This is a genomic window from Bacteroides sp. OM05-10AA (assembly GCF_003439055.1).
Taxonomy (GTDB): domain Bacteria; phylum Bacteroidota; class Bacteroidia; order Bacteroidales; family Bacteroidaceae; genus Bacteroides; species Bacteroides intestinigallinarum.
Map to the genome: position 1 here is coordinate 147,064 of NZ_QSUR01000006.1, position 25,360 is coordinate 172,423.

19 protein-coding genes are annotated in these 25,360 nt (G+C 42.6%); 10 read left to right on the forward strand and 9 right to left on the reverse strand.

The window, feature by feature from the left end; genetic code table 11:
• The first annotated feature begins 14 nt into the window (after positions 1-14).
• Genes DXB58_RS06575 through DXB58_RS06600 form a run of 6 tightly spaced genes read left to right on the forward strand, consistent with a single transcriptional unit; the run spans position 15 to position 10,789 of the window.
• The gene (locus tag DXB58_RS06575; RefSeq protein WP_122136290.1) at positions 15-3,404 is read left to right on the forward strand and encodes a TonB-dependent receptor; all 3,390 of its coding nucleotides are present in this window, start codon (positions 15-17) and stop codon (positions 3,402-3,404) included.
• 25 nt (positions 3,405-3,429) lie between these two features.
• Positions 3,430-5,337, forward strand: coding sequence for a RagB/SusD family nutrient uptake outer membrane protein (locus DXB58_RS06580; protein ID WP_122136291.1), 1,908 nt, complete (start codon positions 3,430-3,432; stop codon positions 5,335-5,337).
• A gap of 18 nt (positions 5,338-5,355) precedes the next feature.
• Positions 5,356-6,918, forward strand: coding sequence for a BT_3987 domain-containing protein (locus DXB58_RS06585; RefSeq protein ID WP_122136292.1), 1,563 nt, complete (start codon positions 5,356-5,358; stop codon positions 6,916-6,918).
• A gap of 1 nt (position 6,919) precedes the next feature.
• On the forward strand, positions 6,920-8,317 hold the full coding sequence (locus tag DXB58_RS06590) for a hypothetical protein (protein WP_122136293.1): 1,398 nt from the start codon (positions 6,920-6,922) through the stop codon (positions 8,315-8,317).
• A gap of 5 nt (positions 8,318-8,322) precedes the next feature.
• Positions 8,323-8,736: a CBM35 domain-containing protein gene (locus DXB58_RS06595; protein WP_032853769.1), complete on the forward strand. Its 414-nt coding sequence runs from the start codon at positions 8,323-8,325 to the stop codon at positions 8,734-8,736.
• A gap of 4 nt (positions 8,737-8,740) precedes the next feature.
• Entirely contained in the window at positions 8,741-10,789 is a 2,049-nt protein-coding gene (locus tag DXB58_RS06600; RefSeq protein ID WP_122136294.1) for a hypothetical protein, read from the forward strand.
• A 92-nt stretch (positions 10,790-10,881) separates the two neighbouring features.
• Here the strand turns inward: DXB58_RS06600 and DXB58_RS06605 are convergent, their stop codons facing one another.
• The 5 genes from DXB58_RS06605 to rpoN form a co-directional block, all read right to left on the reverse strand.
• The gene (locus DXB58_RS06605) at positions 10,882-12,723 is read right to left on the reverse strand and encodes a 4-hydroxy-3-methylbut-2-en-1-yl diphosphate synthase (protein WP_122136295.1); all 1,842 of its coding nucleotides are present in this window, start codon (positions 12,721-12,723) and stop codon (positions 10,882-10,884) included.
• Complete coding sequence (gene purE / locus DXB58_RS06610; RefSeq protein WP_004296231.1) at positions 12,723-13,232, reverse strand: 5-(carboxyamino)imidazole ribonucleotide mutase; 510 nt, start codon at positions 13,230-13,232, stop codon at positions 12,723-12,725. Before purE ends, DXB58_RS06605 begins: the two co-directional genes overlap by 1 nt.
• A 91-nt stretch (positions 13,233-13,323) precedes the next feature.
• Positions 13,324-13,704, reverse strand: a complete 381-nt coding sequence (gcvH, locus tag DXB58_RS06615) for a glycine cleavage system protein GcvH (RefSeq protein ID WP_009000195.1) — start codon at positions 13,702-13,704, stop codon at positions 13,324-13,326.
• A 29-nt stretch (positions 13,705-13,733) separates the two neighbouring features.
• The gene (locus DXB58_RS06620) at positions 13,734-14,405 is read right to left on the reverse strand and encodes a phosphatase PAP2 family protein (RefSeq protein ID WP_009000196.1); all 672 of its coding nucleotides are present in this window, start codon (positions 14,403-14,405) and stop codon (positions 13,734-13,736) included.
• A 42-nt stretch (positions 14,406-14,447) separates the two neighbouring features.
• Positions 14,448-15,935 carry an RNA polymerase factor sigma-54 gene (gene rpoN, locus DXB58_RS06625; protein ID WP_117937156.1) on the reverse strand — a complete coding sequence of 496 codons (1,488 nt, stop codon included), beginning with the start codon at positions 15,933-15,935 and terminating at the stop codon, positions 14,448-14,450.
• 138 nt (positions 15,936-16,073) lie between these two features.
• On the opposite strand from rpoN, the gene DXB58_RS06630 reads away from it, so the two are divergent.
• Both DXB58_RS06630 and DXB58_RS06635 read left to right on the forward strand, forming a co-directional pair.
• Positions 16,074-17,447: an aminopeptidase P family protein gene (locus DXB58_RS06630; protein ID WP_122136296.1), complete on the forward strand. Its 1,374-nt coding sequence runs from the start codon at positions 16,074-16,076 to the stop codon at positions 17,445-17,447.
• Positions 17,448-17,464: 17 nt separating this feature from the next.
• On the forward strand, positions 17,465-18,775 hold the full coding sequence (locus tag DXB58_RS06635) for an acetylxylan esterase (RefSeq protein ID WP_122136327.1): 1,311 nt from the start codon (positions 17,465-17,467) through the stop codon (positions 18,773-18,775).
• A gap of 4 nt (positions 18,776-18,779) precedes the next feature.
• On the opposite strand, the gene DXB58_RS06640 is transcribed toward DXB58_RS06635, so the two are convergent.
• A complete protein-coding gene (locus DXB58_RS06640) occupies positions 18,780-19,181 on the reverse strand; it encodes a hypothetical protein (protein ID WP_004306977.1) in 402 nt (133 codons plus the stop codon).
• Positions 19,182-19,398: 217 nt separating this feature from the next.
• Entirely contained in the window at positions 19,399-21,072 is a 1,674-nt protein-coding gene (locus DXB58_RS06645; protein WP_009000201.1) for a nucleoside kinase, read from the reverse strand.
• Positions 21,073-21,154: 82 nt separating this feature from the next.
• On the opposite strand from DXB58_RS06645, the gene DXB58_RS06650 reads away from it, so the two are divergent.
• Complete coding sequence (locus tag DXB58_RS06650) at positions 21,155-22,852, forward strand: Na/Pi cotransporter family protein (RefSeq protein ID WP_122136297.1); 1,698 nt, start codon at positions 21,155-21,157, stop codon at positions 22,850-22,852.
• 90 nt (positions 22,853-22,942) lie between these two features.
• Here the strand turns inward: DXB58_RS06650 and DXB58_RS06655 are convergent, their stop codons facing one another.
• Both DXB58_RS06655 and rd read right to left on the reverse strand, forming a co-directional pair.
• Positions 22,943-23,647 carry a hypothetical protein gene (locus DXB58_RS06655; RefSeq protein WP_233527251.1) on the reverse strand — a complete coding sequence of 235 codons (705 nt, stop codon included), beginning with the start codon at positions 23,645-23,647 and terminating at the stop codon, positions 22,943-22,945.
• 133 nt (positions 23,648-23,780) lie between these two features.
• Entirely contained in the window at positions 23,781-23,945 is a 165-nt protein-coding gene (gene rd / locus DXB58_RS06660) for a rubredoxin (protein ID WP_004306971.1), read from the reverse strand.
• Positions 23,946-24,167: 222 nt separating this feature from the next.
• Between rd and DXB58_RS06665 the strand changes: the two genes are divergently transcribed.
• Positions 24,168-25,343 (forward strand): cell wall metabolism sensor histidine kinase WalK, encoded by a 1,176-nt coding sequence (locus DXB58_RS06665; RefSeq protein WP_122136299.1) that lies wholly within the window; start codon positions 24,168-24,170, stop codon positions 25,341-25,343.
• Positions 25,344-25,360: the final 17 nt, after the last annotated feature.

The following is a 25,360-nucleotide window of genomic DNA, read 5'->3' on the forward strand; positions in this document are numbered from 1 at the left end:
AACGTTGTAAATATATGAAAAATACCAGTAGCATATTTCTTACAAGGGTGAGAATGGCTCGCATATTATTTCTTTTTAGTGTTTGTTTTCTTTCTTTACACTCTTATGCGGTGAACATAGGAGCGTATGCTCAACAGAAAAATTTAACGATTGAAATGCGGAATAAAACCGTTAAGGAAGTGCTTGATTATATAGAAAAAAACAGTGAATTTATCTTTTTCTATTATAGCAAAGCGATTGATACGAAACGTATAGTCAGTTTGTCTGTAAAGGACCAACCGATAACCGTTATTCTCGATCAGTTATTTAAGAATACAGATGTCCGGTATGAAATTAAAGACCGGCAGATTTCTCTGAAAAGAGAAGAGTTGCCTACACAGCAACGTCCGCAGGATTCAAAACAACAAAAGCGCAAATTGGTAGGAACCGTTACGGATGCTTCTTCCAGCGATCCTTTGGTGGGGGTCAGTATTTCTGTAAAAGATTCTCCGGGAACAGGAACAATTACAGATTTAGATGGTAAGTTTTCAATAGAGGTTTCAAATAATACAGAGTTAACATTTTCTTATATCGGATACAAACAGCAGGTATTGAGTGTAGGCGATTTGGGAGTTTTGAAAGTGAAAATGCAATCGGACAACGAGGTGCTGGATGAAGTGGTGGTGGTAGGAGCCGGCACACAGAAAAAAGTATCCGTAACCGGTGCTATTTCTACTGTAAAAGGTGTAGAATTGCGTGCACCGAGTTCTTCACTGACCAATAATCTTACGGGAAAGCTGGCAGGGGTGGTATCGATGACCACCAGTGGAGAACCGGGTTCCGTATCCGATTTCTATATCAGGGGAATCGGAACATTCGGGGGACGTGCAACACCTTTAATTCTGATGGATGATATCGAAATTTCGAGTGGCGACCTTAATAATATCCCTACCGAATCGATCGCCAGCTTTTCAATCCTGAAGGATGCATCGGCAACTGCTATTTATGGCGCTCGCGGTGCTAATGGAGTGCTGCTTATCAAAACGAAAGACGGTATGGAAAACACGCGGGCACAAATAAATATCACGTTCGAAAACTCTTTTCTAAGGCCGGCAAACACGTTGAAATTCGTCGATGGCCCTACGTTTATGAATATGTACAATGAAGCCTTGGTGACTCGTACTCCAAGCGCAACACCCAAATATTCGGATGACGTCATAGAATATACAAGGAGCGGAATCAATCCGTATGTTTATCCGAACGTGGATTGGTATGACCTGCTTTTCAAAAACTCGACCATGAATCAACGGGCAAACATTAATGTACAGGGAGGTAGTTCGAAGGTTACCTATTACATGAGTTTGCAAGCAAATCATGATAGCGGCATGCTCAACTCCCCCAAGCGTTACTCTTTTGATACGAACATCAACAGATGGGAGTACATTTTCCAAAGTAACATATCCTATAAAATGACTCCGACAACCACTGTCGAGCTACGCATGAACGACCAGATAGGATATGCCAAAGGACCGTCTTTTTCGACTTCCGACCTGTTCTATCTTACCTACAACACCAATCCGGTGGCATTTCCGGCATCTTTTCCGGCAGAAGAAGGTGACAAGCATATACGTTTCGGAGGGGCAATGCTTAGTGGAAATTCGATGTATAACAACCCTTATGCATATATGATAAATAATTTCAGAGGATCCAATCATAATACCATCAACACCTCTGTCCGTATTAATCAGAACTTTGATTTTGTGACAAAGGGACTTTCCGCCTCTATTCTGGTCAACTGGAAAAACTATTCAAACTCATCTTATACCAAATCACTTGCTCCCTATTACTATCGCGTACAGGATGGTAGTTGGAATGTCGATTCGCCCGACCTTTATGCATTGGAGCAACTGACTTCGGGATCTGAATATATATCCCAGTCGGATATAGAGCGCTACCAGGACAATACCTTTTATATGGACGGACGCATCAATTACAGCAGGCAGTTTGGCCGACATGCCGTATCGGGAATGTTGATGTATATGATGCGTGAATACAGATCCAGCGTATTACCCAACCGTAACCAAGGATTATCTGCCCGTATCACCTACGATTACGACCAGAAATATCTGGCCGAAATAAATTGCGGTTATAACGGAACGGAACGTCTGGCAGAAGGAGAACGGTTCGAGCTATTTCCCGCCATATCTTTAGGCTGGGTTATCAGTAACGAGGATTTCTGGACTCCACTGCGTTCAATTGTGTCTTTCCTCAAGCTCCGGGGATCTTATGGACTGGTAGGCAGCGATGATACGGGAAAAAGTGCGGGAGCTGCCCACTTTCTCTATATAAATGATATAAAGCTCGACGATTTGAGTTATGGAACCGGACCTGATGGAAGTGTTGTCGCCAAAGGACCCAGCGTTTCATATTATGCTGTCAGAAATGCACATTGGGAAAGAGTGAAAAAGTTCGATATCGGTATAGACATGAATCTATTCAACCAGCTTAATATTGTTTTCGACTATTTTCATGACAAACGAGATCGCATCCTTCTCAAACGAGGTTCTTTTCCAAGACTACTGGGATACGCTAATGCTGTGCCATGGAGTAACATTGGTAAAGTAGACAATCGAGGCATCGAGCTGGCTGTCAATTGGCGAAAGAAAATCACCAATGATTTAAATATGGACCTGCGTTTCAATTTGACATACAACAAGAATAAATACATCTACAAAGATGAACCGGATTACCCTTACGTGTGGCAGTCGGAAACTGGTAAACCCTTGAGTAATACGATAGGATACATTGCCGAAGGGTTATTCAAAGACCAGGCGGATATAGAAATGAGCCCTTCGCAGGATGAATTGGGAAGTACGGTAATGCCAGGTGATATCAAATATCGCGATGTGAACGGTGATGGCAAAATAAATTCAAAAGATCAGGTTATGATTTCGCAATATGGCAACGTGCCGCGCATTCAGTATGGAATCGGGCTAGACGTGACATATAAATCTTTCGATTTCGGAATGTTTTTCAATGGTTCTGCCCAACGGACAATCATGGTATCAGGCATTATGCCATTTCGCGGTGATGCTTCGACCGGTGATCGAAACGTGATGCAGTTTATCGCCAACGACTACTGGAGCGAAGCCAATCCGAATCCGGATGCGAAATTTCCACGATTAGGTATTACTGACAGTCAAGTGGCAAACAACTCTGTCAACAGCACCTACTGGATGCACAACGGACGTTTTATCCGTTTCAAGACCCTTGAACTCGGATATAGTTTTCCGTACTGCCGTGTTTATATCAATGGGGATAACCTGGCTGTGTGGAGTCCTTTTAAAGAATGGGACCCGGAATTGTCATGGAATGCGTATCCCCTTCAACGGACTATCAATATTGGAGTGCAGCTAAAATTCTAAGTTCTATATAACCAAAATATAAAATATGAAAACCATTAAGATCATATCACGATTCATACTAAGTGTGACTGTCGCATGTTGCATGGCTTCTTGCAACTATCTGGACGTTGTCCCGGATGAAACAGCCGACTTGCCCGACGCAATGAAAGACAGAGCTTCCACATTGGGTTTCCTTCATTCATGCTATACTTATTTCGAGTGGTTTTACACAGTCGAAAACTCATTCATCAACTCGACCGATGAATATGCCCGCCCCTTACTATGGGCTGACGACGGACAGAAAGCGGCATGGAACCAGCTTTCTCCTTCCAGTCAAACCGCCCCGTGGAATAGTTGTTACGATGGAATAGGACGATGTCATCTATTCATGGATCAGCTTGACAAGAGCAATCCGACGGGAGTAACCGAGAGCGATAAAAGACGCTGGAAAGCCGAAGCTTTGTTCTGTCGGGCACTCTACCATTTTATGTTACTAGAGTCATACGGACCTATACCGTTAGTGACTGAACATTACAATCAAAACCTTGACAAAAAGGATTTTCCGGGCAGATCGCATTTCGACGTATGTGTAGACTCCATAGCCGAATGGTTTGACCGGGCTGCCTTCGAATTACCGCCAACAGTACAGAACAGCGAACTGGGACGTGCTACTTCAACAGCTTGCAAAGCCTTAAAAGCGCGATTGTTGGTTTATGCCGCCTCCCCCCTGTGGAATGGCTCGTTCCCTTATTCAAATTGGAAGAACACTAACTTTGAGACTCCGGGATATGGAAAGGAATTAGTCAGCAGAACATACGATGAAAACAAATGGAAACGTGCCCTGACAGCTTGCAACGAGGCTCTTGATTGGGCACTGACTCAAGGTAACCGCAAACTGTTCGACCTTGCCACTTCCACCAGTATCAGAATAAACCAAGGAGTTCCATTACCTAACATAGAGGGGGTTGATGACCAGTTTAAAGAGTCGGTAATGCTCATGCGTTACCTCAATACGACACGTGAGACTGATGGCAATAAAGAAGTAATCTTTGCCATCGGAAGCGGTGACAACTATGGCATCTATTCACAAATACCTCATGGCATCACCACTTACAACGGCTCTCCTGTAGGAGGATGGGGAGGTATTGCTGTTTTCTTGAATTCTGTTGAGAGATTTTATACAAAGAATGGAAAATTGCCCCAATACGATCATACTTTTCCCGATAAATCGGACTGGTTTGAATCGGCTGGTTTGTCCAATCCGGATATCATAAAACTGAATGTCAATCGTGAACCGCGTTTTTATGCATGGGTTTGTTACGATGGAGGTGAATATAGTTCGTTCATAGCCGATGGCTCACCACTGATACTTGAAGCGCGTAACTCGCAAAAACATGGGTACAACCCTGACAGATATAATAGAGATAATAATGCAACCGGATATTTCTCCAAAAAAAGAATACAACCTAACTTCCAATGGCGTTCTCAAGATAATGGCAATAATTATGCTCATACTCCACTGGCAGTCATACGTTTGGCGGAATTATACCTCAATCTGGCGGAATGTCATGCTGCATTGAACAGCAAACAAGATGTCTTGGACAACCTGAACATTGTTCGTAATCGTGCAGGTATTCCCGATTTAGAATTATCTGACATAAACTCTGATATGAGTTTAATGGATTGGGTGCGCAGTGAACGTTATGCCGAACTATGGTTTGAAGGACACCGCTATTTTGATGCCCGGCGTTGGACAATTGCTCCGGAGGTATTCAAAGCCGGTGTCCGTGAAGGTCTTAATGCCATCGCCAAAAAAGATCCATCGTTCCGTGAGTTTAACCAAAGAGTAAAGGTAGACCAACCTTTTATGTGGACCAACAAAATGTATCTTCTTCCGATCAATGACTCGGAGATATACAGCAATCCCCAACTAGTACAGTCGCCCGAATATTAATTTAGAATTACCAGAATTATGAAAACGATATTATTGAAATTAATTTTAATACTTGGTGTATGTCAGATTGTATATTCATGTAGCAACGAATATTCGAATGATAAGTTATTCCCTGAAGAATATCACAAAATATTGTATTTCAAGAACGAGGGCAAGCATATTTTTAGTTGGCAGGCTTCTGAAAATACGGTCGAAGAGCCTCTTCTGGTCATTAAGGCAGGAAGTGACCCGTCTTTGACTGCAACGGTTAACGTCCGTGCATTGACGCAGCAGGAAATCGATGAAAATTATAGCCAGCCCGAAAATCAAAGTTACAAGACAATAACGCCTGATGCATATTCATTTAAAGATGGAGTTCACGAACTAACATTTGCAACTAACGAGACGTCGAAATATCTTTATCTGAATTTTGATGTAGCTAAAATATATCAGTTAATCAAATCGGCACCTGAATCCAAACTTGTTTTGGCACTCCAGTTGGAAAGTACAGAAGAGGGTATTGTGAATGTTGAAATGAACCGGGTCTTATATGTTTTTGATATAAACGGGCAGCAAGTGGAATGGGGAAAAAAGGATATACAGATTGAAAGTGCGACATATAGTTCAATGAGTGTAAAACTCAAAGCCGAAATTGCAGATAATATATCCAATTTCTCTTGCGGACTCGATTTCTCACAAAACGCGCAACTGGTGTCTGCATATAATGATTTTCATTCAACCAATTATGAAGCACTTCCCGCAGGTGCCTACCATGTGAATGATTTTTCTTTTGCAAATGGCAATGATGATGCGACAACGACATTGACAGTAGCAAGTTCAACATTGCAAAAAGATAAACAATATCTTCTTCCGTTGAAGTTTGCAGCCCCCTCGTCCCCACAAATAGAGGTATCGGACGAGATTTATTACCTGACTGTTGTGGTACCTGCTGATCCGCAAGTTATTCCCGACAACAGGGAATGGAAGATATTGCTATGTAACAGCGACCAGAAGATGGAGAACCCATCATCAACGGATGGGGATAATATCGGGGCCGGAGCCATCATAGATGGAATTTTCGACAATCACTGGCATTCGAGTTATTGGGGAAAAGATGTCAATGGATTCAATAATAAAGACGACTATCACTATGGCTTCACTGATTATCATTGTTTTGATGGAATGAGAACACCTATCACAATTGTCATAGATATGAAGAATTCAATAGAAGTAAGCGATATCGGACTGACTCAACGAAGAGATAACGCGAACATTAAGAAGATAGATTTCTATGTTTCGGACGATCCTCAATTTTTATTCAAAACGATTGCCGATGGAGGAACATCTGCTGATTACTCGGCTGTGGCACTGAATAACTGGACGCTTCTATTTTCTAAAGAGAACACTCCACGACAGAATGAAACCATCTGGTTCGGTGACAGTGAGACGATAACGCCACAAAAGGGACGATTCCTGAAAATTGTAATTTCCAGTGCATACAACGCTCCCTATGGCCTCAACGGTGTGGATTACATCGTTGTCGGTATGGCCGAATTGCAAGTAAAACAACTTTCTACAATGATTGGAAAAATAATTCAATAAGATGAAACACAGATTTAAATTTTTAACACTTTTGCTGGTATTGCTTACAATACCAGCAGGTATCTTTGCCAGAGAAAGCAAATTTACGAAGCGAGGCAGCGGACCATTGTTTTGGAATATGTACCAATACAATTTCCGGTATGGAACATCAATGCCTGAAGATGTTTGGAAAAAGAATATCGACTGGCTTGCCGAGGAGTTTTTACCTTATGGATATGATATGGCAGCTACTGACGGTTGGTTATTTAACCTCAATTCTATAGATCAATATGGTTATCTGACCAAATATGACAGTTCGTGGACATACGGACTGAAGTATTGGGGCGATTATCTCAAAAGTAAAGGCATGAGATTCGGATTCTATTTCAACCCATTATGGGTACCTAAAGCTGCCTATGTGCAGAATAATAATATCAAAGGAACTTCCATTCCGATAACTGATGTGGTGGGCACTACAAAGTTTGAAGATCATCTGTACTGGATAGATACTGACAAACCAGGAGCGGAACAGTGGGTGAAAGGCTGTATCAGAACAATGATAGATCAGGGAATAGAGTTGCTGAAGATAGACTTTCTTGGTTACTATGAACGGGATTACGGAACCAATAGATACATCAAGGCATTGAAATGGATGGCTGAAGAAGCCGGAGATGAAATGTTGCTTAGTTACTCTGTTCCTAATTGTCGCAACGATGCCCGCAACGAGATTATTTATGCGGATATGATTCGCATAAGTACTGACTGTGACGGTGGCGGATGGTGGTTTATCAGCGACAAAGAGCGCGGACAGGTTAACGAAAGCGGACAAGGTGATAAATACCGGAGTGCTTTTGATGGATTAATCGGATGGGCTGATATTATCGGGGTGAAAGGACAAACTATAATGGATCCCGATTTTGTTCAACTCAACACATTGGCAAGCGATGCCGAAAGAGAGTTTCATATCTCAATGTTGCTGGTTAGCGGTTCTCCAATTGGTATCACCGATCAGTATAATACGATTGGTGATTGCGCCAAATTCTACAAAAACACAGAGATGCTGGAATTAAATAAAGTCGGTTTTGTAGGTAAGCCACTTAGTACCAGTATATGGGATAAACAAAACAGTTCGAGATGGATAGGACAACTTCCTGATGGAGATTGGATTGTCGGACTGTTTAATAGAGAAGCAACAGCACTTGAATATGGTATTGATTTTGAAAAAGAACTGGGAATTAAAGGTGGAAAGGTGAAGAATGTACGTGATTTGTGGCTGCATCAGGATTTAGGTGCAATGTCGGGTCGGTACTCTGTGAGACTTGAACCACATTCATGTAAGGTTTTACGTATTAAAACCAATTCAAAGAGATACAAAGCGGCTGTTGCCTCACTTAGAAATGGTGCAGTTATAAATAGATAATGATTATGAAAAGATACCCTCAATATTTATGGTTTGTAGTTCTCGCCCTATTACTGGTTTGCACAGGTTGTAGCAATGAGGGTGAGACAGAAGACGATAACAACCAGAATGTTAAAGTCGAAGGCTTTTATGTCAAAGGACTTGAAAACGTAAATGCACGTGTTGAGTTTGATGTAGAGGTTGATGCCGCCGGTACATATACATTGCATGTCATGGGCTACAACTATTCCAAAGGGACAGCTACGTGTAGCTTATATGTCAACGGTCAAAAACAATCTCAACTAGGATTTCAGGAACAATCCAACTGGAGCGAAAAAATGGTTCAGGTATCGTTGGCAGCCGGCATAAATCAAATAGCCTTTCAACGGGACGCTGGTGATAACGGACAGTTTTATCTCGATTATATAGAAATAGACTAATAGTATGTTTACCCCAAAGATGAAAATCGTTTTATTGCTTTTTGTATTGTTCTGCCTTGCAGATTATGCTAATGCTACACCCCGCTGGCGTATCCTGGATAGTGGGGCGATAGAATGGCAGATAGACAGTCGGCTCCCCCATTATGACCATATTGAAATGAGCGGTTTAAAGGTTTCAGCAGTATTACGTTATGGCGTAAACGGCGATGGGCAATTTGTGATGGAACGTTCAATGATATGGCCTATGTTGCGGACGATACCCAACAATACACATGCAAGCCTGATGCAACGATTTGCAATTGATTACGCCTCTTTGTTGTTGGTTAATGGTATGGCTCTCAACAATGAAAAAGTGAAATCGATATGTATCGACGGACGACTCACGGTAGTAAGCCTTTTCGCTATTGGATACCAGAATACAGGTACGGCACGCAGTAGAGAGCCAGTACCTGTAGTCGAACTTACGAGATCATTCTTTCCTTCAACAGACAAACCGATGCTTTGTGAACGTTATACGGTCAAGAATATCTCATCGAAACCGATTTCTGTCATTGTACCTTTTCAAAAAGCCGTTTACAAAACCGATTCTGCAAAAGGAGTGGATGGATCATACACTATAGTTACGTCTATACAAAATAAGGAAGACTGTTTATATACTATTGCTCCTAAAGAATCATTGACTTTCGATGCTTCTGTTCAGGCTTATAAAAAAGGAGAGAAAGAATTGATAGTCGATATAGCAGACGAAGAACATAAACGAATGGCTTTTGTCGACAAGATATGGAACAATCTTAGCTTTGTCTCCCCTGATCCGGTAGTAAATACTGCATTTGCTTTTGCTAAAGTAAGAGCAGCAGAGAGTATTTTTGCTACCGGAGGAGGATTTATGCACAGCCCCGGAGGAGAATCATATTATGCAGCTGTTTGGGCGAATGACCAAGCGGAGTATGCCAATCCTTTCTTTCCCTTTCTGGGTTATGATACCGGAAACGCGTCCGCATTAAACTCATTCAGGCTGTTTGCCCGCTTCATGAATCCTGATTACAAACCCATACCCAGCTCTATCATTGCCGAAGGGAAGGACATCTGGAACGGGGCTGGCGATCGTGGCGATGCAGCGATGATAGCTTATGGGGCCGCCCGTTATGCACTAGCCAAAGCAGATAAAAAGGAAGCACAAGAGTTATGGCCCTTGATTGAGTGGTGTCTGGAATACTGCAAAAGAAAAATAAATGCTTCCGGAGTTGTGACTTCAGATGCTGATGAACTTGAAGGACGCTTTCCTGCAGGTAACGCAAACCTTTGTACATCAAGTTTGTATTATGACGCTCTGGTATCGGCAAACTATCTTGCCAAAGAACTTGGCAAGCAGTCTTCTGTTTCAAAAGAATATGCCCGGCAGGCGAAAGTATTAAGAAATAATATAAACAATTATTTTGGTAGCCATATAGAAGGTTTCGACAGTTACCGCTATTATGAAGGCAATGATATTTTACGTTCATGGATAGCTATCCCTCTGACAGTCGGGATCTTTGAAAAGAAGACAGGAACCGTCGAAGCATTGTTTTCTCCCCGTTTGTGGAGCAAAGACGGCTTATTGACGCAAGCCGGAACAGATACTTTCTGGGACAGGTCTACTCTTTACGCTCTACGAGGAGTGTATAGCGCAGGAGCAAGGGAAAGGGCAATGGAACACATGGCATATTACTCACAGCAACGCCTGCTTGGGGAACATGTTCCATATCCTATCGAGGCCTGGCCCGAAGGAAACCAACGGCATTTGTCAGCCGAAAGTGCTTTGTATTGCCGTATAGTAACCGAAGGTATTTTTGGTATTCGTCCGACAGGATCCAATTCATTCTCACTCTGTCCACAACTACCTGATAAATGGAATTCGATGAGATTGAATAATGTTTCGGCATTTGCATTTTCGCCGTTTGATATTATCGTTGAACGACAAGGAAATAAAATAAAGACCTGTGTGTTACGTAATGGAAAGCCCGTGAAAACATATCACACAGAGAATGGGAAAGATATAAATATTACCTTCTAAAATGGCTTTTATTTAGATATGGACTATGCGGATTCCTACTCCTGATTTTAACTAAATCCGTATTCATCCGTGTAATCCATATCTAATCAATATCATTGTTGGTTTTCTTCCCGGTCTGTCCGGATAAACTCCAGAAGTCGTTCTACCGCTTCTTCTTCAGGAATATTTTTCTCTACGCACACCTTGCCTTTATAGAGACTGATTTTCCCCCGTCCTGCTCCTACATAGCCGTAGTCTGCATCTGCCATCTCACCGGGACCATTCACGATGCATCCCATGATGCCGATCTTCAGCCCTTTCAAATGCGAAGTGGCTGCCTTGATACGGGCAATGGTCTTTTCCAAGTCGTAAAGTGTACGGCCGCAACCAGGACAAGATATATACTCTGTTTTGGAGGTGCGGGTACGTCCGGCCTGCAAGATTCCGAAAGCAGTAGCATCAACGACGGCATGGCTCAAGTTACCCTGATTGAACAGGAAAATGCCATCACAAAGACCGTCAAAAATCAAGGCTCCCATATCGGCTGCGGACTTTATCTGCAAATTCTCCGCATCATCTTCCGAATAATGCTGGAAGAAGACAACCGGATTTTGTAAGCCTTCCGTCATTAGTTGATGTACCAGTGCACGGTGCTCACCCAAACGGTTCGGATGATTGCTTTGGGAAACAATCACTACTTCCGGATGATGCTTCAGGCAGGCTATCACTTCGTCTGTTTGTGCCATGTAGGGCATAAACAGAAATTTAAGTTCTGCATTACATTCTCCCATTAAAGGCAGCTGTGCATGATTGAATGCAGGCCAGGTTCCGTCTTCTCCCTGCCATATATCCGCATCAAGAATATATTCTACTCCGTCTTCCCGTTGATCGGGCAAGGTTCTTCCGGCATAAATATAGTCCGGTGTGAATTGCGGATTTACCTCTGTCTTCCCGTCCATGCGGTCGGCAATAACCACAGGTACATGTTCACCTCCGATATTACGGACGGCTTTTGTCTTGCGACGTTCGGGAGACAGATAATTGAATTCCGGTGCTTCCAATCCCGGGATATAAGGATGATCCTGCCTCAACAGAACATAATCCACCAGTTTACGGGCCACCGGGATTTCAGCTTCAGGAGCTTCGCTCAAAGATACTCGAATGGTATCTCCCAATCCGTCACTCAACAGCGCACCGATGCCAAGGGCGGACTTGATACGTCCGTCTTCTCCATCTCCGGCTTCTGTCACCCCGAGGTGTAATGGGAAAGCCATCCCTTCTTTCTCCATGACGTCTACCAACAAGCGGACGGTTTTTACCATAACCACCGTATTGGAGGCTTTGATGGAAATCACCACATCTGTGAAGTTTTCCTCTACACAGATACGGAGAAACTCCATACAGGACTCTACCATCCCTGCGGGCGTATCACCATAACGGGACATGATACGATCGGACAGAGAGCCATGATTTACTCCAATCCGGATAGCCGTGTGATTCTCTTTACAGATATTCAGGAACGGGACAAACCGGTCATGGATTTTCTGTATTTCCTGCGCATACTCCTCGTCTGTATATTCCAGTTTTTTAAAAGTACGCGCAGCATCTACATAATTTCCCGGATTGATTCGCACCTTTTCGGCGTATTGAGCAGCCACGTCTGCCACTTTCGGATTGAAATGCACATCGGCAACCAACGGAACCATATATCCCTGGCTACGTAGTCCGATATTAATGTTCATCAGGTTTTCAGCTTCTTTGATGCCCTGGGTTGTGAGGCGGACATACTCTCCACCTGCATCAACAATACGTTTCGCCTGTTCCACACAAGCCTGTGTATCCTGCGTAGACGTGTTTGTCATCGACTGGACACGAATAGAATTGGGGCCGCCCAACGGCACAGCCCCAATATTTACTTCTGTGGTTTCTCTTCGAAAATAATTGAATAGATCCATTAGTTCGTTTTATATTCAAACTTCACTTCTTTCAGTTCTTCGTTTGCTTTTACGATTTTCTTTTTCAGTCCTTCCTTGTAAGCAGCAAAAGCTTCTGCCAGTTTCTCATCGCTCAATGCCAGCATCTGGATGGCAAGGATAGCGGCATTCATCGCTCCGTTGATGGCAACCGTTGCTACAGGAATGCCCGGAGGCATCTGAATGATAGAATAAAGTGCGTCCACACCATCGAGCACGGAACCTTTTACAGGTACTCCGATTACCGGCAATGTAGTGTTAGCCGCAATTACACCGGGAAGGGCGGCAGCCATTCCGGCAGCAGCGATAATTACTTTAATGCCACGGTTGCGGGCATTCTTCGCAAACTCTTCCACAGCTTCGGGCGTGCGGTGAGCAGAAAGAGCGTTCATTTCGAACGGTACATGCATATCATTCAGCAGCTGTGCAGCCTTCTCCATAACAGGAAGGTCGGACGTGCTGCCCATGATAATACTTACAATTGGAGTCATAGAATAAAAATTAAAAGCCTCTTCACAGCCCTTTCACGAAGAGAGGGGGTTCAGCTACATTCAACTTATATTAGTTATATTTCTGTTTGCACTATCCGTTTACCACGGCTTTATAGGCTTCGGCATCCAGCAGATCTTCTACCGCTTTCACATCAGCCGGCTTCACTTTAATCAACCAACCTTCGCCATAGGGATCTTTATTAACCAGTTCCGGGTTTTCTTCCAATGCTTCATTTTGTTCGAGCACCTCACCTGCTATCGGCAGGAAAAGATCGGAAATAGTTTTCACTACTTCAATCGTTCCGAAAGTTTCACCGGCTTCCAACGTTTCACCAACAGTCGGGATATCGACGAACACAATATCGCCCAATTGTTCCTGTGCATAATCGGTGATACCAACGTATGCAATGTCTCCTTCAACGCGAATCCATTCGTGTTCGTTCGTGTACTTTAAATTCTGTGGAAAGTTCATAATGATTAGTTTTTAGGATTTATACTGTTTTAAAATAAAAATACTCGAAATAAGATGTTACTCACCGGATGAAGTACCAAAAGGGCACATATCAGACCGACAGCAAAACCGGAAAGCACCTCACCCAGCGTGTGATGCCCCAGAACAATGCGTGCAGAGCCCAATATACCGGCAATCAAAATAAACAGGCATAGCCATACGACCGGATTGTAACCGAACAAGGCGCTGAAAGAAATCAAGCCTCCGATCACCCCGCCCATTCCTGCCATGTGCTCGCTCAACTTCCATTTGAGGTTTACTGCAATGCAAATGATAGACACTACCAGAGAAGCAAGAATGATACCAGTCATATACCACGGGATATTCAGCTTACGCATCATCAGCAGACAGAACACATACGAGATGATGGTCAGTAGAATAGGCACATAACGTTTCTTACGTTCACTCAACTCCTGACGGGCAAATCCATTGATTTTACGAAACAGGAAAATGGTAATAGTAGGTGTCAGTATGGTGAAACAGTAAACGATTCCCAACACTATCAACTTATATTGTATCGGCATGATACGAAGATAAGAAAACAGGAATAACACCAGAAACGATAAAAACGGAATAGAAAATGGAGTAAAGACCATCGAAGTGACTCTCGCCACCTGCAACATCGTCTTATCCGCTATGATATGTTCTCTCTCTCTGTCCATCAGCACTAATACTTAATACTTTATACTTAATACTTTATACTCTCATTTCCGTAGTCTCGCCACGGGGATATTCAGTTGTTGACGGTATTTGGCTACTGTCCTGCGGGCAATGGGATAACCTTTCTCCTTTAATATATCCGCCAATTCATCATCGGTCAGAGGTTTCTTCTTGTCCTCGCCCTCAATACACTCTTTCAGGATCTTACGAATCTCACGGACAGACATCTCTTCGCCATCCTCTGTAGTATATCCGTCGCTGAAAAAGTATTTGAGCGGATAGATACCATAATTCGTCTGTACATATTTACTGTTACTCACACGGGAGATTGTCGAAATATCCAATCCAGTACGTTCGGCTACATCTTTCAGAATCATCGGTTTCAATAGCGATTCATCTCCTTCCAGGAAGAAAGGACGTTGCAGGTCGATAATCGCCTGCATGGTAGTCATCAAGGTATTCTGACGCTGACGGACAGCATCGATAAATCCTTGTGCCGCATCCATTTTCTGTTTCAGAAACATCATCGCTTCTTTAGATTCCTTAGACTGGTTAGCCCTGTTTTTTGTATGCTCCTCCACCATTTCCGTGAAGTCACGACTCATACGGAGTTCGGGAACATTGCGGTTATTGAGGCTTACATTAATGGTTCCGTCATCATACGTTTCCACCATAAAGTCGGGAACTATTTGCTGGAGATTCCTGCCGATTGCTTCTCCTAAAGAAGCACCCGGACGTGGATTCAGTTTGGTTATTTCAGTAATGGTTTCCTGGAAAGTCTCTTCATCAATATCCAGTTTCTTTATAATCTTCTCCCAATGTTTACGGGTGAATTCTTCGTAACATTCCCTGATAATCCGTTCTTCCAGATTCAAGATAGGACTGGGAGTTTTCTCTTCTTCTTTTTTCCGGCAAATCTGTATCAACAAACATTCCTGAAGACTACGCGCACCGATACCTGCCGGATCGAAGTCCTGTAAGATGCTCAATGCTTCTTCCAGTTCCTCCTCGGTCGATTCGATACCGGCATAAATCGCCAGTTCGTCGCAGATACTTTCCAAAGATTTGCGAAGCAATCCGTCATCATCCAATGAACCGATCAGGTATTCCACCAAGTCACACTGGTGCTCTGTCAGGTTGCGTTCACGCAACTGTTCTTTCAGGATTTCATAAAAAGAGGTGGAGTCGGAAAATGGAATATCCTCCGCCTGTTCATCTTTCGAACGGTTGTTCTCTTGCAATTTATAATCAGGGATATCGTCTTCTGTCAGATAGTCACTTAAAGAATCATAGTCATTGGCATCGCTATCCATGCCATCTTCTGCATTGTCGGTATCAGAATATTCATCATCCGCAGCATTCTCTTCCTTACCTTCTTCAAGTGCCGGATTTTCAAGCAGTTCAGCATGGATACGGTCTTCCAACTCTACTGCGGGAAGCTCCAACAGTTTCACGACCAGAATCTGCTGGGGCGAGAGCGTTTGTACCTGCTGTTGCGCCTGAGATTGTATTTGACGGGAACCTTGTGCCATATTCGTTTTTGCTTTCTACTGTTTCTCGCTACAAAAGTAACTTTTTAACGAGAGATTACACAGATTAGGGAGATAATTTTTAATCCTATAACACAAAATTCGTTATCTTTGTTGCACGAACTTAAAAACTAGGACAATATGTTTGCCAAAGAAACGTATATGCAGCGGAGAGCCCTGCTAAAAAAGAACTTAGGCTCCGGAGTGTTGTTATTTCTCGGAAATGACGAGTGCGGACTGAATTACGAAGATAACACATTCCGTTATCGTCAGGATTCCACTTTCCTTTATTATTTCGGACTTTCATGTGCCGGACTTTCGGCTATTATCGATATAGATGAAGACAAAGAAATTATCTTTGGTGATGAGTTGTCTATCGACGCAATCGTATGGATGGGATCACAGCCGACATTACACGAAAAATGCGAACGTGTAGGCGTAAAAAATCTGATGCCGTCTGCTGACATTGTAAGCTATCTCCATCAGTGTGTACAGAAAGGGAAAGCAGTTCACTATCTGCCTCCTTACCGCCCCGAACATAAACTGAAACTGATGGACTGGCTGGGTATCCCTCCCGCACATCAGGAAGGTTCTGTTCCATTCATCCGTGCCGTGATTGCTCAACGCAACTATAAATCTGCAGAAGAAATCGTAGAAATAGAAAAGGCTTGCGATGTTACTGCCGATATGCATATTACAGCCATGAAGGTACTTCGTCCGGGTATGTACGAATATGAAGTGGTAGCTGAAATGAACCGGGTGGCCGAATCTAATAACTGCCAGCTCTCATTCGCTACAATTGCCACTATCAACGGACAGACTCTGCACAATCATTATCACGGAAATAAAGTGAAACCGGGTGATTTGTTCTTAATCGATGCCGGTGCAGAAGTAGAATCAGGTTATGCGGGTGATATGTCGTCTACCATTCCCGCCGATAAGAAGTTCACCACCCGTCAGCGTGAAGTATACGAGATTCAGAACGCCATGCACCTGGAATCCGTAAAGGCTCTCCGTCCGGGTATTCCTTATATGGACGTATATGAGCTGTCGGCCCGCGTCATGGTGGACGGCATGAAGGCGCTCGGATTGATGAAAGGGAATACCGAGGATGCTGTACGCGAAGGAGCCCATGCGTTGTTTTATCCGCACGGATTAGGTCACATGATGGGATTGGATGTACATGATATGGAGAATCTGGGAGAGATATGGGTAGGTTACAACGGCCAGCCGAAAAGCACACAGTTCGGTCGCAAATCGCAACGCCTCGCCATCCCATTGGAACCGGGATTCGTACATACGGTAGAACCGGGTATTTACTTTATTCCGGAACTGATCGATATGTGGAAAGCAGAAAAGAAATTCACTGATTTCATCAACTATGATGTAGTGGAAACTTATAAGAACTTCGGCGGTATCCGCAATGAAGAAGATTATCTGATTACAGAAACCGGTGCCCGCCGATTAGGCAAGAAGATTCCTTTGACACCGGAAGAAGTGGAAGCTTTAAGATAAAAACAATGAATAACACCATGAAGAGACTACTTTTATCCGTATGGCTATTGTCACTAACTTTATTATCCGCCGTAGCCGAAAACTACCCTTATAAAAGTGATGTACTTTGGGTCACAGTTCCCAACCATGCCGACTGGCTCTATAAAACGGGAGAAAAAGCAACTGTGGAAGTACAATTCTATAAATATGGTATTCCCAGGGATAACGTAACCGTCACCTATGAAATAGGAGGAGATATGATGCCTACCGCTGACACCAAGGGAAGTGTAACTTTGAAAAACGGCAAAGCCGTAATTTCTCTCGGCACAATGAAAGAACCCGGCTTCCGTGATTGTCGACTGAAAGCCACCGTAGATGGAAAGACTTATTCACATCATGTTAAAGTTGGTTTTTCACCGGAAAAGCTTCTTCCGTACACTACCATGCCTTCCGACTTCAAAGAATTCTGGGAAAAAGCGAAAGCGGAACAAAAAGAATTTCCTCTAACGTACACCAAAGAACATGTAGAAAAGTACTCAACCGATAAAATAGATTGTTATCTCGTAAAGCTGCAATTGAACAAACGTGGGCAATGCGTCTACGGATATTTGTTCTATCCAAAGAAAGAGGGTAAATTTCCCGTTGTATTATGCCCTCCGGGAGCAGGAATCAAAACAATCAAAGAACCACTGCGACACAAATATTATGCAGAGCAAGGCTGCATCCGTTTTGAGATCGAGATACACGGCCTTCATCCGGAAATGAGTGACGAAGCATTCAAAGAAATCAGCAATGCTTTTAATGGCAGAGAGAACGGCTACTTAACCAATGGACTCGATAGCCGCGACAATTATTATATGAAACGAGTATATCTGGCCTGTGTACGCGCTATTGATTTCCTGACTTCCCTACCGGAGTGGGATGGTAAAAATGTAATAGCACAAGGAGGTAGCCAGGGAGGAGCCTTGGCATTAATCACTGCGGGACTGGATCAACGGGTGACAGCCTGTGTCGCCAATCATCCTGCATTAAGTGACATGGCAGGTTATAAAGCCGGACGTGCCGGCGGATATCCTCATTTCTTCAGGAATTCGGTAGATATGGATACTCCTGAAAAAATAAAGACAATGGCCTATTATGATGTTGTGAACTTTGCGAAATTAATCAAAGCAGATACCTATATGACATGGGGATTCAACGATGATGTATGTCCTCCGACAACCAGCTACATCGTATACAATGTACTAAACTGTCCGAAAGAAGCACTGATTACTCCCATTAATGAGCATTGGACTTCCAACGATACCGAGTATGGACATCTGCTTTGGATAAAGAAGCATTTAAAGTGAGGTTTTAATCATTCCATCTGGATGCGGGCAATTCTTTTTTCCCATAACCTTTTTTCCAGGCATACGCTTTTCTCTTCCTGAGATAAAGCGTATCGCCACAATGTTTCATTGCCTCCCAATTAAAGATAGAATGGTGACAGATGATCTTTTCAAACCAATAAAGTATGTGATAAGTCACGAATGGCAGCACCATCCACCACCATGAAAAAAGTAATGATAAAATAAGTGCTGGTATCAGGGTTAAAGAAAAACATTCCCAATACTGTCTGGCATGAATTCGGAGTTCCATATCTTCCCAGACTTCCAGATATTTATAGCGGGTAAAGAAAAACCAGCCTAACATAAAATAGTGTTTCTTCCCTTTTCCTAAGAACCACTTTGCTAAAAGACTATTATAAAAAATCATATTCACATTTTTTTTGTTGCATGTAGTCCCTTCTTAACAGCAAAAGTAATCAAAGGTTCAATATTTTAAAGTTTTGCATAACAACCATAACATTCTTTCCCTAAATATCACTCAAATATTGTTTATTTTTGTGTTCCCTTGCTTCACTACAACAAAAGGTTTATTTGTATTTTCTGCAAAGGAAACACAATTCACGAATATATCCTAATTTTTCTGCTTAATATTTAAAGCTGCTTCCTCCTAAAAATTCACGCAACAAAGAAGTAGGCGGAATTTCCTTATCCTGTACCGGAACAAAATATTTAATAAACTTCAACAACCGGTAGGCTTCACAATATTCAGGACAGTTACGCGGAACACCCATCAAAATAGGCTCGGCGTGCAATCGAAGCACGGCAAACTCAAAAAGCAGCGCTGAATTAAACATGACATCAGCATTCTCCTGATAAGGGAATATCCATTTGTCTTCACCGGCACGTACACTAGGCCAGCGTGATATGGTTTCACGTGCAGAATATCCCCGATAATTAAAGTCGCGGATGATACGGCGCAACAAACGGTTGTCGGTAGTTGGAATCCAGTTATGGTCATCCAACGAAATAGTGGTCAATGCTGAAACGTAAATCTTGAATTTCCGTTCGGCTGGTATATGCGGTGTCAGTTCCGGATTTAAGGCATGAATACCTTCCAGAATCAGAATGGTATTATCTTCTATTTTCAGTTTATCACCTTTATATTCCTTTTTGCCAAGAGAGAAATTAAAACGGGGCAATTCCACCTCCTCTCCACGAAGAAGCGCCTGCAGCTGTTGATTAAACAATTCCAGATCGAGCGCATAAAGTGATTCATAATCATAGTTTCCGTTTTCATCCAAAGGGGTTTCCTCACGGTCTACGAAATAATTATCCAAAGAGATGGGGAATGGCTTCAAGCCATTTGTCATCAGCTGAATAGAAAGCCGTTTGCTGAATGTTGTCTTTCCCGAAGAAGACGGTCCGGCAATCAATACCAGTTTTACCCGGTTGCCGTTTTCACCACGATGGAAGATAGTGTCGGCTATCTGCGCTATCTTTTTCTCCTGCAATGCTTCCGCCACATTAATCAAGTCAGTGGCATGCCCTTCTTCACAGGCAAGATTAAAATCTCCGGCATTATTAAGCCCCATGATATAACTCCAGTTCAGATATTCTTTAAAGACATCCAGCATTTTTTCCTGCTTCACGACCTCTTCGAGCATATTCGGGTTTTCCCGGCTCGGAATCCGGAGTAGCAACCCGTCATAATACTTCACAATATCGAACAATTTAAGATATCCGGTGCTGGGCAGCAGATTACCATAATAATAATCAATAGTATCACCCAACGTATAATAATAGGTATAAAGAGAACCGGAAGTTTCAAGTAACCTCACTTTATCATTCATCCCCCGCTCGCTGAAAACCCGTACCGCTTCCGCCGTATGACATTCAATGCGGTGATAAGGAATATTTTCCGCAATGATCTCCTGCATCCGTTGCTTAATACGCGTCACATCTTCGAGTTCAATGGGGCGTCCAATCCGCAAATTGCAGAAATAACCTTTTGAAACAGGATGTTCCACAAACAATTTTCCCTCGGGAAAGAGTTCCGTGACAGCCTTAAACAAGACAAAACAAAGCGAACGGACATAAGTACGCATACCGGACTGATCTCTCACATCCAGAAACTCTACATCCTTATTATTATATACTCTGAAATTAAGTCCCTCGGAGCGATTATTGACCTTGGCACTCACTACTTGATAAGGAAAATTAAGATTAAAACCGTAATAAATATCCAAAAGTGAGCTTCCGATAGGGAATTCTTTGGAATTATTGTTATTTTTGCAACATATTTGTAACATCTGTTTCATCGAGTTCGTTAAAAGGTGAATAATTTGGGACTAATATACTTATAATCAGATTGAGAACAAATAACCATTAAAAATATTATAGATGGAATATTCTTTTTATGATTTTTTAAAGCTCATAGGCTCATTGGGACTCTTCCTCTACGGAATGAAAATCATGAGCGAGGGCTTACAAAAGGTCGCGGGTGATAGATTGCGAAGTATTCTAACGGCAATGACTACCAATCGGGTAACGGGAGTTCTAACAGGAGTGTTGATTACAGCCCTTATCCAGTCTTCTTCAGCAACGACGGTGATGGTCGTTAGTTTCGTGAACGCCGGGTTACTTACACTTGCCGAATCCATCAGCGTTATTATGGGTGCCAATATCGGTACTACTGTAACTGCCTGGATCATTTCAATTTTCGGATTTAAGGTCGACATGGCTGCCTTTGCTCTTCCACTTCTAGCCATCGCTCTTCCGCTCATCTTCTCCGGTAAAAGCAACCGCAAGTCCATCGGTGAATTCATTTTCGGTTTTTCTTTCCTTTTCATGGGGCTCTCTTATCTGAAAGCAAACGCCCCCGACCTGAATGCCAACCCGGAAATGCTCGCCTTCGTACAGAACTACACAGATATGGGATTCTTCTCCATTATTCTGTTCTTGCTCATCGGTACTATACTGACCATGATTGTGCAAGCCTCTGCAGCCACCATGGCAATCACATTAATTATGTGTGCCAACGGTTGGATTAGTCTGGAACTAGGAGCAGCACTTGTATTAGGAGAGAACATCGGAACTACGATCACGGCCAATCTTGCCGCACTTACAGCCAACACACAGGCTAAGCGGGCAGCATTGGCCCATTTTGTTTTTAATGTGTTCGGTGTCATCTGGGTATTGGTTATCTTCCACCCTTTCATGGAGTTTGTGAACTGGGTAGTAGATACATTCTTCCAGACAAACAACCCTGAAGTTGCCATTTCTTACAAGCTGTCTGCTTTCCACTCTATCTTCAACATCTGCAACGTATGTATCCTGATATGGGGTGTGAAACTGATTGAGCGTACCGTATGCGCTTTAATTCATCCGAAAGAAGAAGACGAAGAACCTCGCCTGCGGTTTATCACTGGTGGTATGCTTTCCACTGCTGAACTTTCTATCCTTCAGGCACGTAAGGAAATCCATCTTTTCGCAGAACGTACGCACCGGATGTTCGGCATGGTGCAGGATCTGTTGCATACGGAAAAGGATGACGATTTCAATAAACTGTTCAGCCGGATAGAAAAATATGAAAATATCAGCGACAATATGGAACTTGAAATAGCCAACTACCTGAATCAGGTATCCGAAGGCCGTTTGAGTTCTGAAAGTAAATTACAAATACGTGGTATGTTGCGTGAAGTGACAGAAATTGAAAGCATTGGCGACAGCTGCTATAATCTGGCACGTACCATCAACCGGAAACGTCAGACTAATCAAGACTTTACCGAAAAACAATATGAGCATATTCATTTCATGATGAAGCTGACTAACGATGCACTTGCCCAAATGATTATAGTAGTAGAAAAGCCGGAGCATCAAAGCATTGATGTCAACAAGTCCTTCAACATCGAAAACGAAATCAATAATTATCGTAACCAACTGAAGAATCAGAATATTCTGGATGTGAACAACAAAGAATATGATTATCAGATGGGAGTTTACTACATGGATATTATCGCCGAATGCGAGAAACTTGGTGACTATGTAGTGAATGTAGTGGAAGCCAGCAGTGATGTGAAAGAGAAAAGAGCTTCTTAACAGATAAAATAAAGAATAAAAAAAGGAGGATCAGTAGTGTCAATACATAGCTGATTCTCCTTTTCATATCTAATAATCTCTTTTATAAAATCAATTATATACGTATGATTCAGCTAAACGCCAGAATAAGGTAGATTCCGGAACAGTAGTTGTACGAAGCACTTTTGCAGTCCCGCCTTCCGAGTCCGGATTTATATTGGCAAAAATATTCCACCCCTTATTAAAAGAACAGTTACTATAATAATATGATTTATCACTGCCTGTCAATGTAAAAGGACGGTCGGCATACTGATAACTCACCAGTGTAGCTTTCCCGGCAGAAGCCCCTTTACCAGACCAGTTGGAAATAGCAATTCGCCCCACTCTTTTATCTCCATTAAAAACAAAGAAATCTCCTAATGTCGCCACAAGAGCATCCGCATCATCTGAAGTTCCGGTCCAATAACCACTCATACCATTACGCCGATCTACTATCTGGAGCTTTTCCGAAGAAAAGCTAGTGGGAAGTGCCATTATTATCTGCCCGTTCTCATAAGGAAAGCTAAGAGTCTCAATCACTTGCCAATCAACACCCGTCATTTTCACCTCAACCCGGTCAAATGTGAAGTCCGCAGGTATATTCTGTATATCTTTTACTACAATCGTGCTATAATCCGGAACATCCGGAGCAGGAGGTTGTTCTTCATTCTCATCGTCGCTACAACCAGCCATCAGAAGACTGAATATCAATAATACAAAGATTACAGGGTATGATAGATACCTTAGATCGGTCATGACAGTTGCTCTATTATACATAACTTCCGATTTTTGCATCAAAGATATTACATTTATAATCAGCAGAATAATTTCCTACCATAAAAATAAAAAATGACCGGGTATATATTTATACACCCAGTCATTCTCCTCTTAATAATTCTCTCTCTTGGTTTTATCCTTCGTACGGTTCAAAGTCTTCTTTTCCGACTCCACATAATGGACAAGTCCAATCATCAGGAATATCTTCAAATGCTGTTCCTGGTTCGATTCCACTTTCCGGATCTCCTTGTTCGGGGTCGTAAATATATTCACAGACCGTGCAAATGTACTTTTTCATAACGTTCGTATTTTTAATTGGTTTCCTAAATAATATAACACAAATAGCAAGATATTTGTTCAACACTATTTTTAAACTAAAGAAAAAAACTATCTTTGTAGTCATATTATCAAGCTAAAACAACAATATTATACTATGCTTATAGCACTATTGTCTACCTTAATAATTTTATGCGCAATCCTACTAATCAGTTTTTTATGGGAACGTAGGAAATGCCTGCGGATGCAACAACGATTGTTCCGTGAATCCAGAAAGTTGGAACGTACCAGCCATATCGCCGGTGCCATCTTAAAGAATGTACATGCTTTTATCCTATTAATAGACAATGATTTCAAGGTACTAAAAACCAACTATTATCAAAAAACCGGAACTAAAAAAGGAACAGAAGAGAAAAGAGTAGGCGACCTGTTGCAATGTCGCAATGCTTTGGCAGCCGAAGGAGGTTGCGGCACGCATAGTTTCTGCGGCTCTTGTCCGATACGTGCCGCCATACGCCAGGCTTTCGAACAGAGACGAAACTTCACCGATCTTGAAGCCACTTTATCCGTAGTTACGTCTGATAATACTACCGTGGAATGTGATGCAGTCATATCCGGTTCTTACTTCCTTCTGAATGAAGAAGAGAACATGGTAATCACCGTACATGATGTTACCCGCCGAAAACAAGCTGAAAAGGAACTACAACTAGCCAAAGAAAAAGCAGAAAAAGCCGATATTTCAAAATCTGCCTTTTTAGCCAACATGAGCCATGAAATCCGTACCCCTCTCAATGCTATTACCGGATTTGCAGAGGTATTAGGCAGCGCAACAACAGAAGAGGAAAAGGCTCAATATCAAGAAATCATAAAAATGAATGCCGACCTCCTGATGCAACTGGTCAACGACATTCTCGATATATCAAAAATCGAAGCCGGAACATTGGAATTTGTACAGACAACGGTTGACGTCAACCAGTTACTTTCAGATTTACAACAACTTTTTCAAATGAGAGTCGATGACGCCGGAGGAAAGATACAAATTATAGCGGAACCATCCTGTTCTTCCTGCATGATTCAAACAGATCGGAACCGGGTGGCACAAGTGCTTTCAAACTTTGCCGGCAACGCCATTAAGTTCACCCATGAAGGTAGCATCCGCCTCGGCTATGAAGCTAGGGACACCGAGCTTTACTTTTATGTCAAGGATACCGGAGCCGGAATTCCAGCAGAGAAATTACCGGATGTATTCGAGCGCTTTGTGAAACTGAATAAAGATAAAAAAGGAGCCGGACTGGGACTTTCCATATCTCAAACTATTGTCGCCAAACTTGGCGGTCAAATCGGGGCGGATTCCGTAGAAGGTGAAGGCTCTACATTCTGGTTTACAATTCCTTACCGGTCATGTGGTAAACCACGCTAACAAATTCGACTTCATAA

Coding starts and splice junctions, on each gene's coding strand:
- rd (WP_004306971.1), bottom strand. CDS start 23,945: ATGAAAAAGTACATTTGCACGGTCTGTGAATATATTTACGACCCCGAA.
- DXB58_RS06630 (WP_122136296.1), top strand. CDS start 16,074: ATGTTTGCCAAAGAAACGTATATGCAGCGGAGAGCCCTGCTAAAAAAG.
- rpoN (WP_117937156.1), bottom strand. CDS start 15,935: ATGGCACAAGGTTCCCGTCAAATACAATCTCAGGCGCAACAGCAGGTA.
- gcvH (WP_009000195.1), bottom strand. CDS start 13,704: ATGAACTTTCCACAGAATTTAAAGTACACGAACGAACACGAATGGATT.
- DXB58_RS06575 (WP_122136290.1), top strand. CDS start 15: ATGAAAAATACCAGTAGCATATTTCTTACAAGGGTGAGAATGGCTCGC.
- DXB58_RS06605 (WP_122136295.1), bottom strand. CDS start 12,723: ATGGATCTATTCAATTATTTTCGAAGAGAAACCACAGAAGTAAATATT.
- DXB58_RS06620 (WP_009000196.1), bottom strand. CDS start 14,405: ATGGACAGAGAGAGAGAACATATCATAGCGGATAAGACGATGTTGCAG.
- DXB58_RS06655 (WP_233527251.1), bottom strand. CDS start 23,647: ATGTATAATAGAGCAACTGTCATGACCGATCTAAGGTATCTATCATAC.
- DXB58_RS06640 (WP_004306977.1), bottom strand. CDS start 19,181: ATGATTTTTTATAATAGTCTTTTAGCAAAGTGGTTCTTAGGAAAAGGG.
- purE (WP_004296231.1), bottom strand. CDS start 13,232: ATGACTCCAATTGTAAGTATTATCATGGGCAGCACGTCCGACCTTCCT.
- DXB58_RS06635 (WP_122136327.1), top strand. CDS start 17,465: ATGAAGAGACTACTTTTATCCGTATGGCTATTGTCACTAACTTTATTA.
- DXB58_RS06645 (WP_009000201.1), bottom strand. CDS start 21,072: ATGAAACAGATGTTACAAATATGTTGCAAAAATAACAATAATTCCAAA.
- DXB58_RS06580 (WP_122136291.1), top strand. CDS start 3,430: ATGAAAACCATTAAGATCATATCACGATTCATACTAAGTGTGACTGTC.
- DXB58_RS06595 (WP_032853769.1), top strand. CDS start 8,323: ATGAAAAGATACCCTCAATATTTATGGTTTGTAGTTCTCGCCCTATTA.
- DXB58_RS06590 (WP_122136293.1), top strand. CDS start 6,920: ATGAAACACAGATTTAAATTTTTAACACTTTTGCTGGTATTGCTTACA.
- DXB58_RS06650 (WP_122136297.1), top strand. CDS start 21,155: ATGGAATATTCTTTTTATGATTTTTTAAAGCTCATAGGCTCATTGGGA.
- DXB58_RS06585 (WP_122136292.1), top strand. CDS start 5,356: ATGAAAACGATATTATTGAAATTAATTTTAATACTTGGTGTATGTCAG.
- DXB58_RS06665 (WP_122136299.1), top strand. CDS start 24,168: ATGCAACAACGATTGTTCCGTGAATCCAGAAAGTTGGAACGTACCAGC.
- DXB58_RS06600 (WP_122136294.1), top strand. CDS start 8,741: ATGTTTACCCCAAAGATGAAAATCGTTTTATTGCTTTTTGTATTGTTC.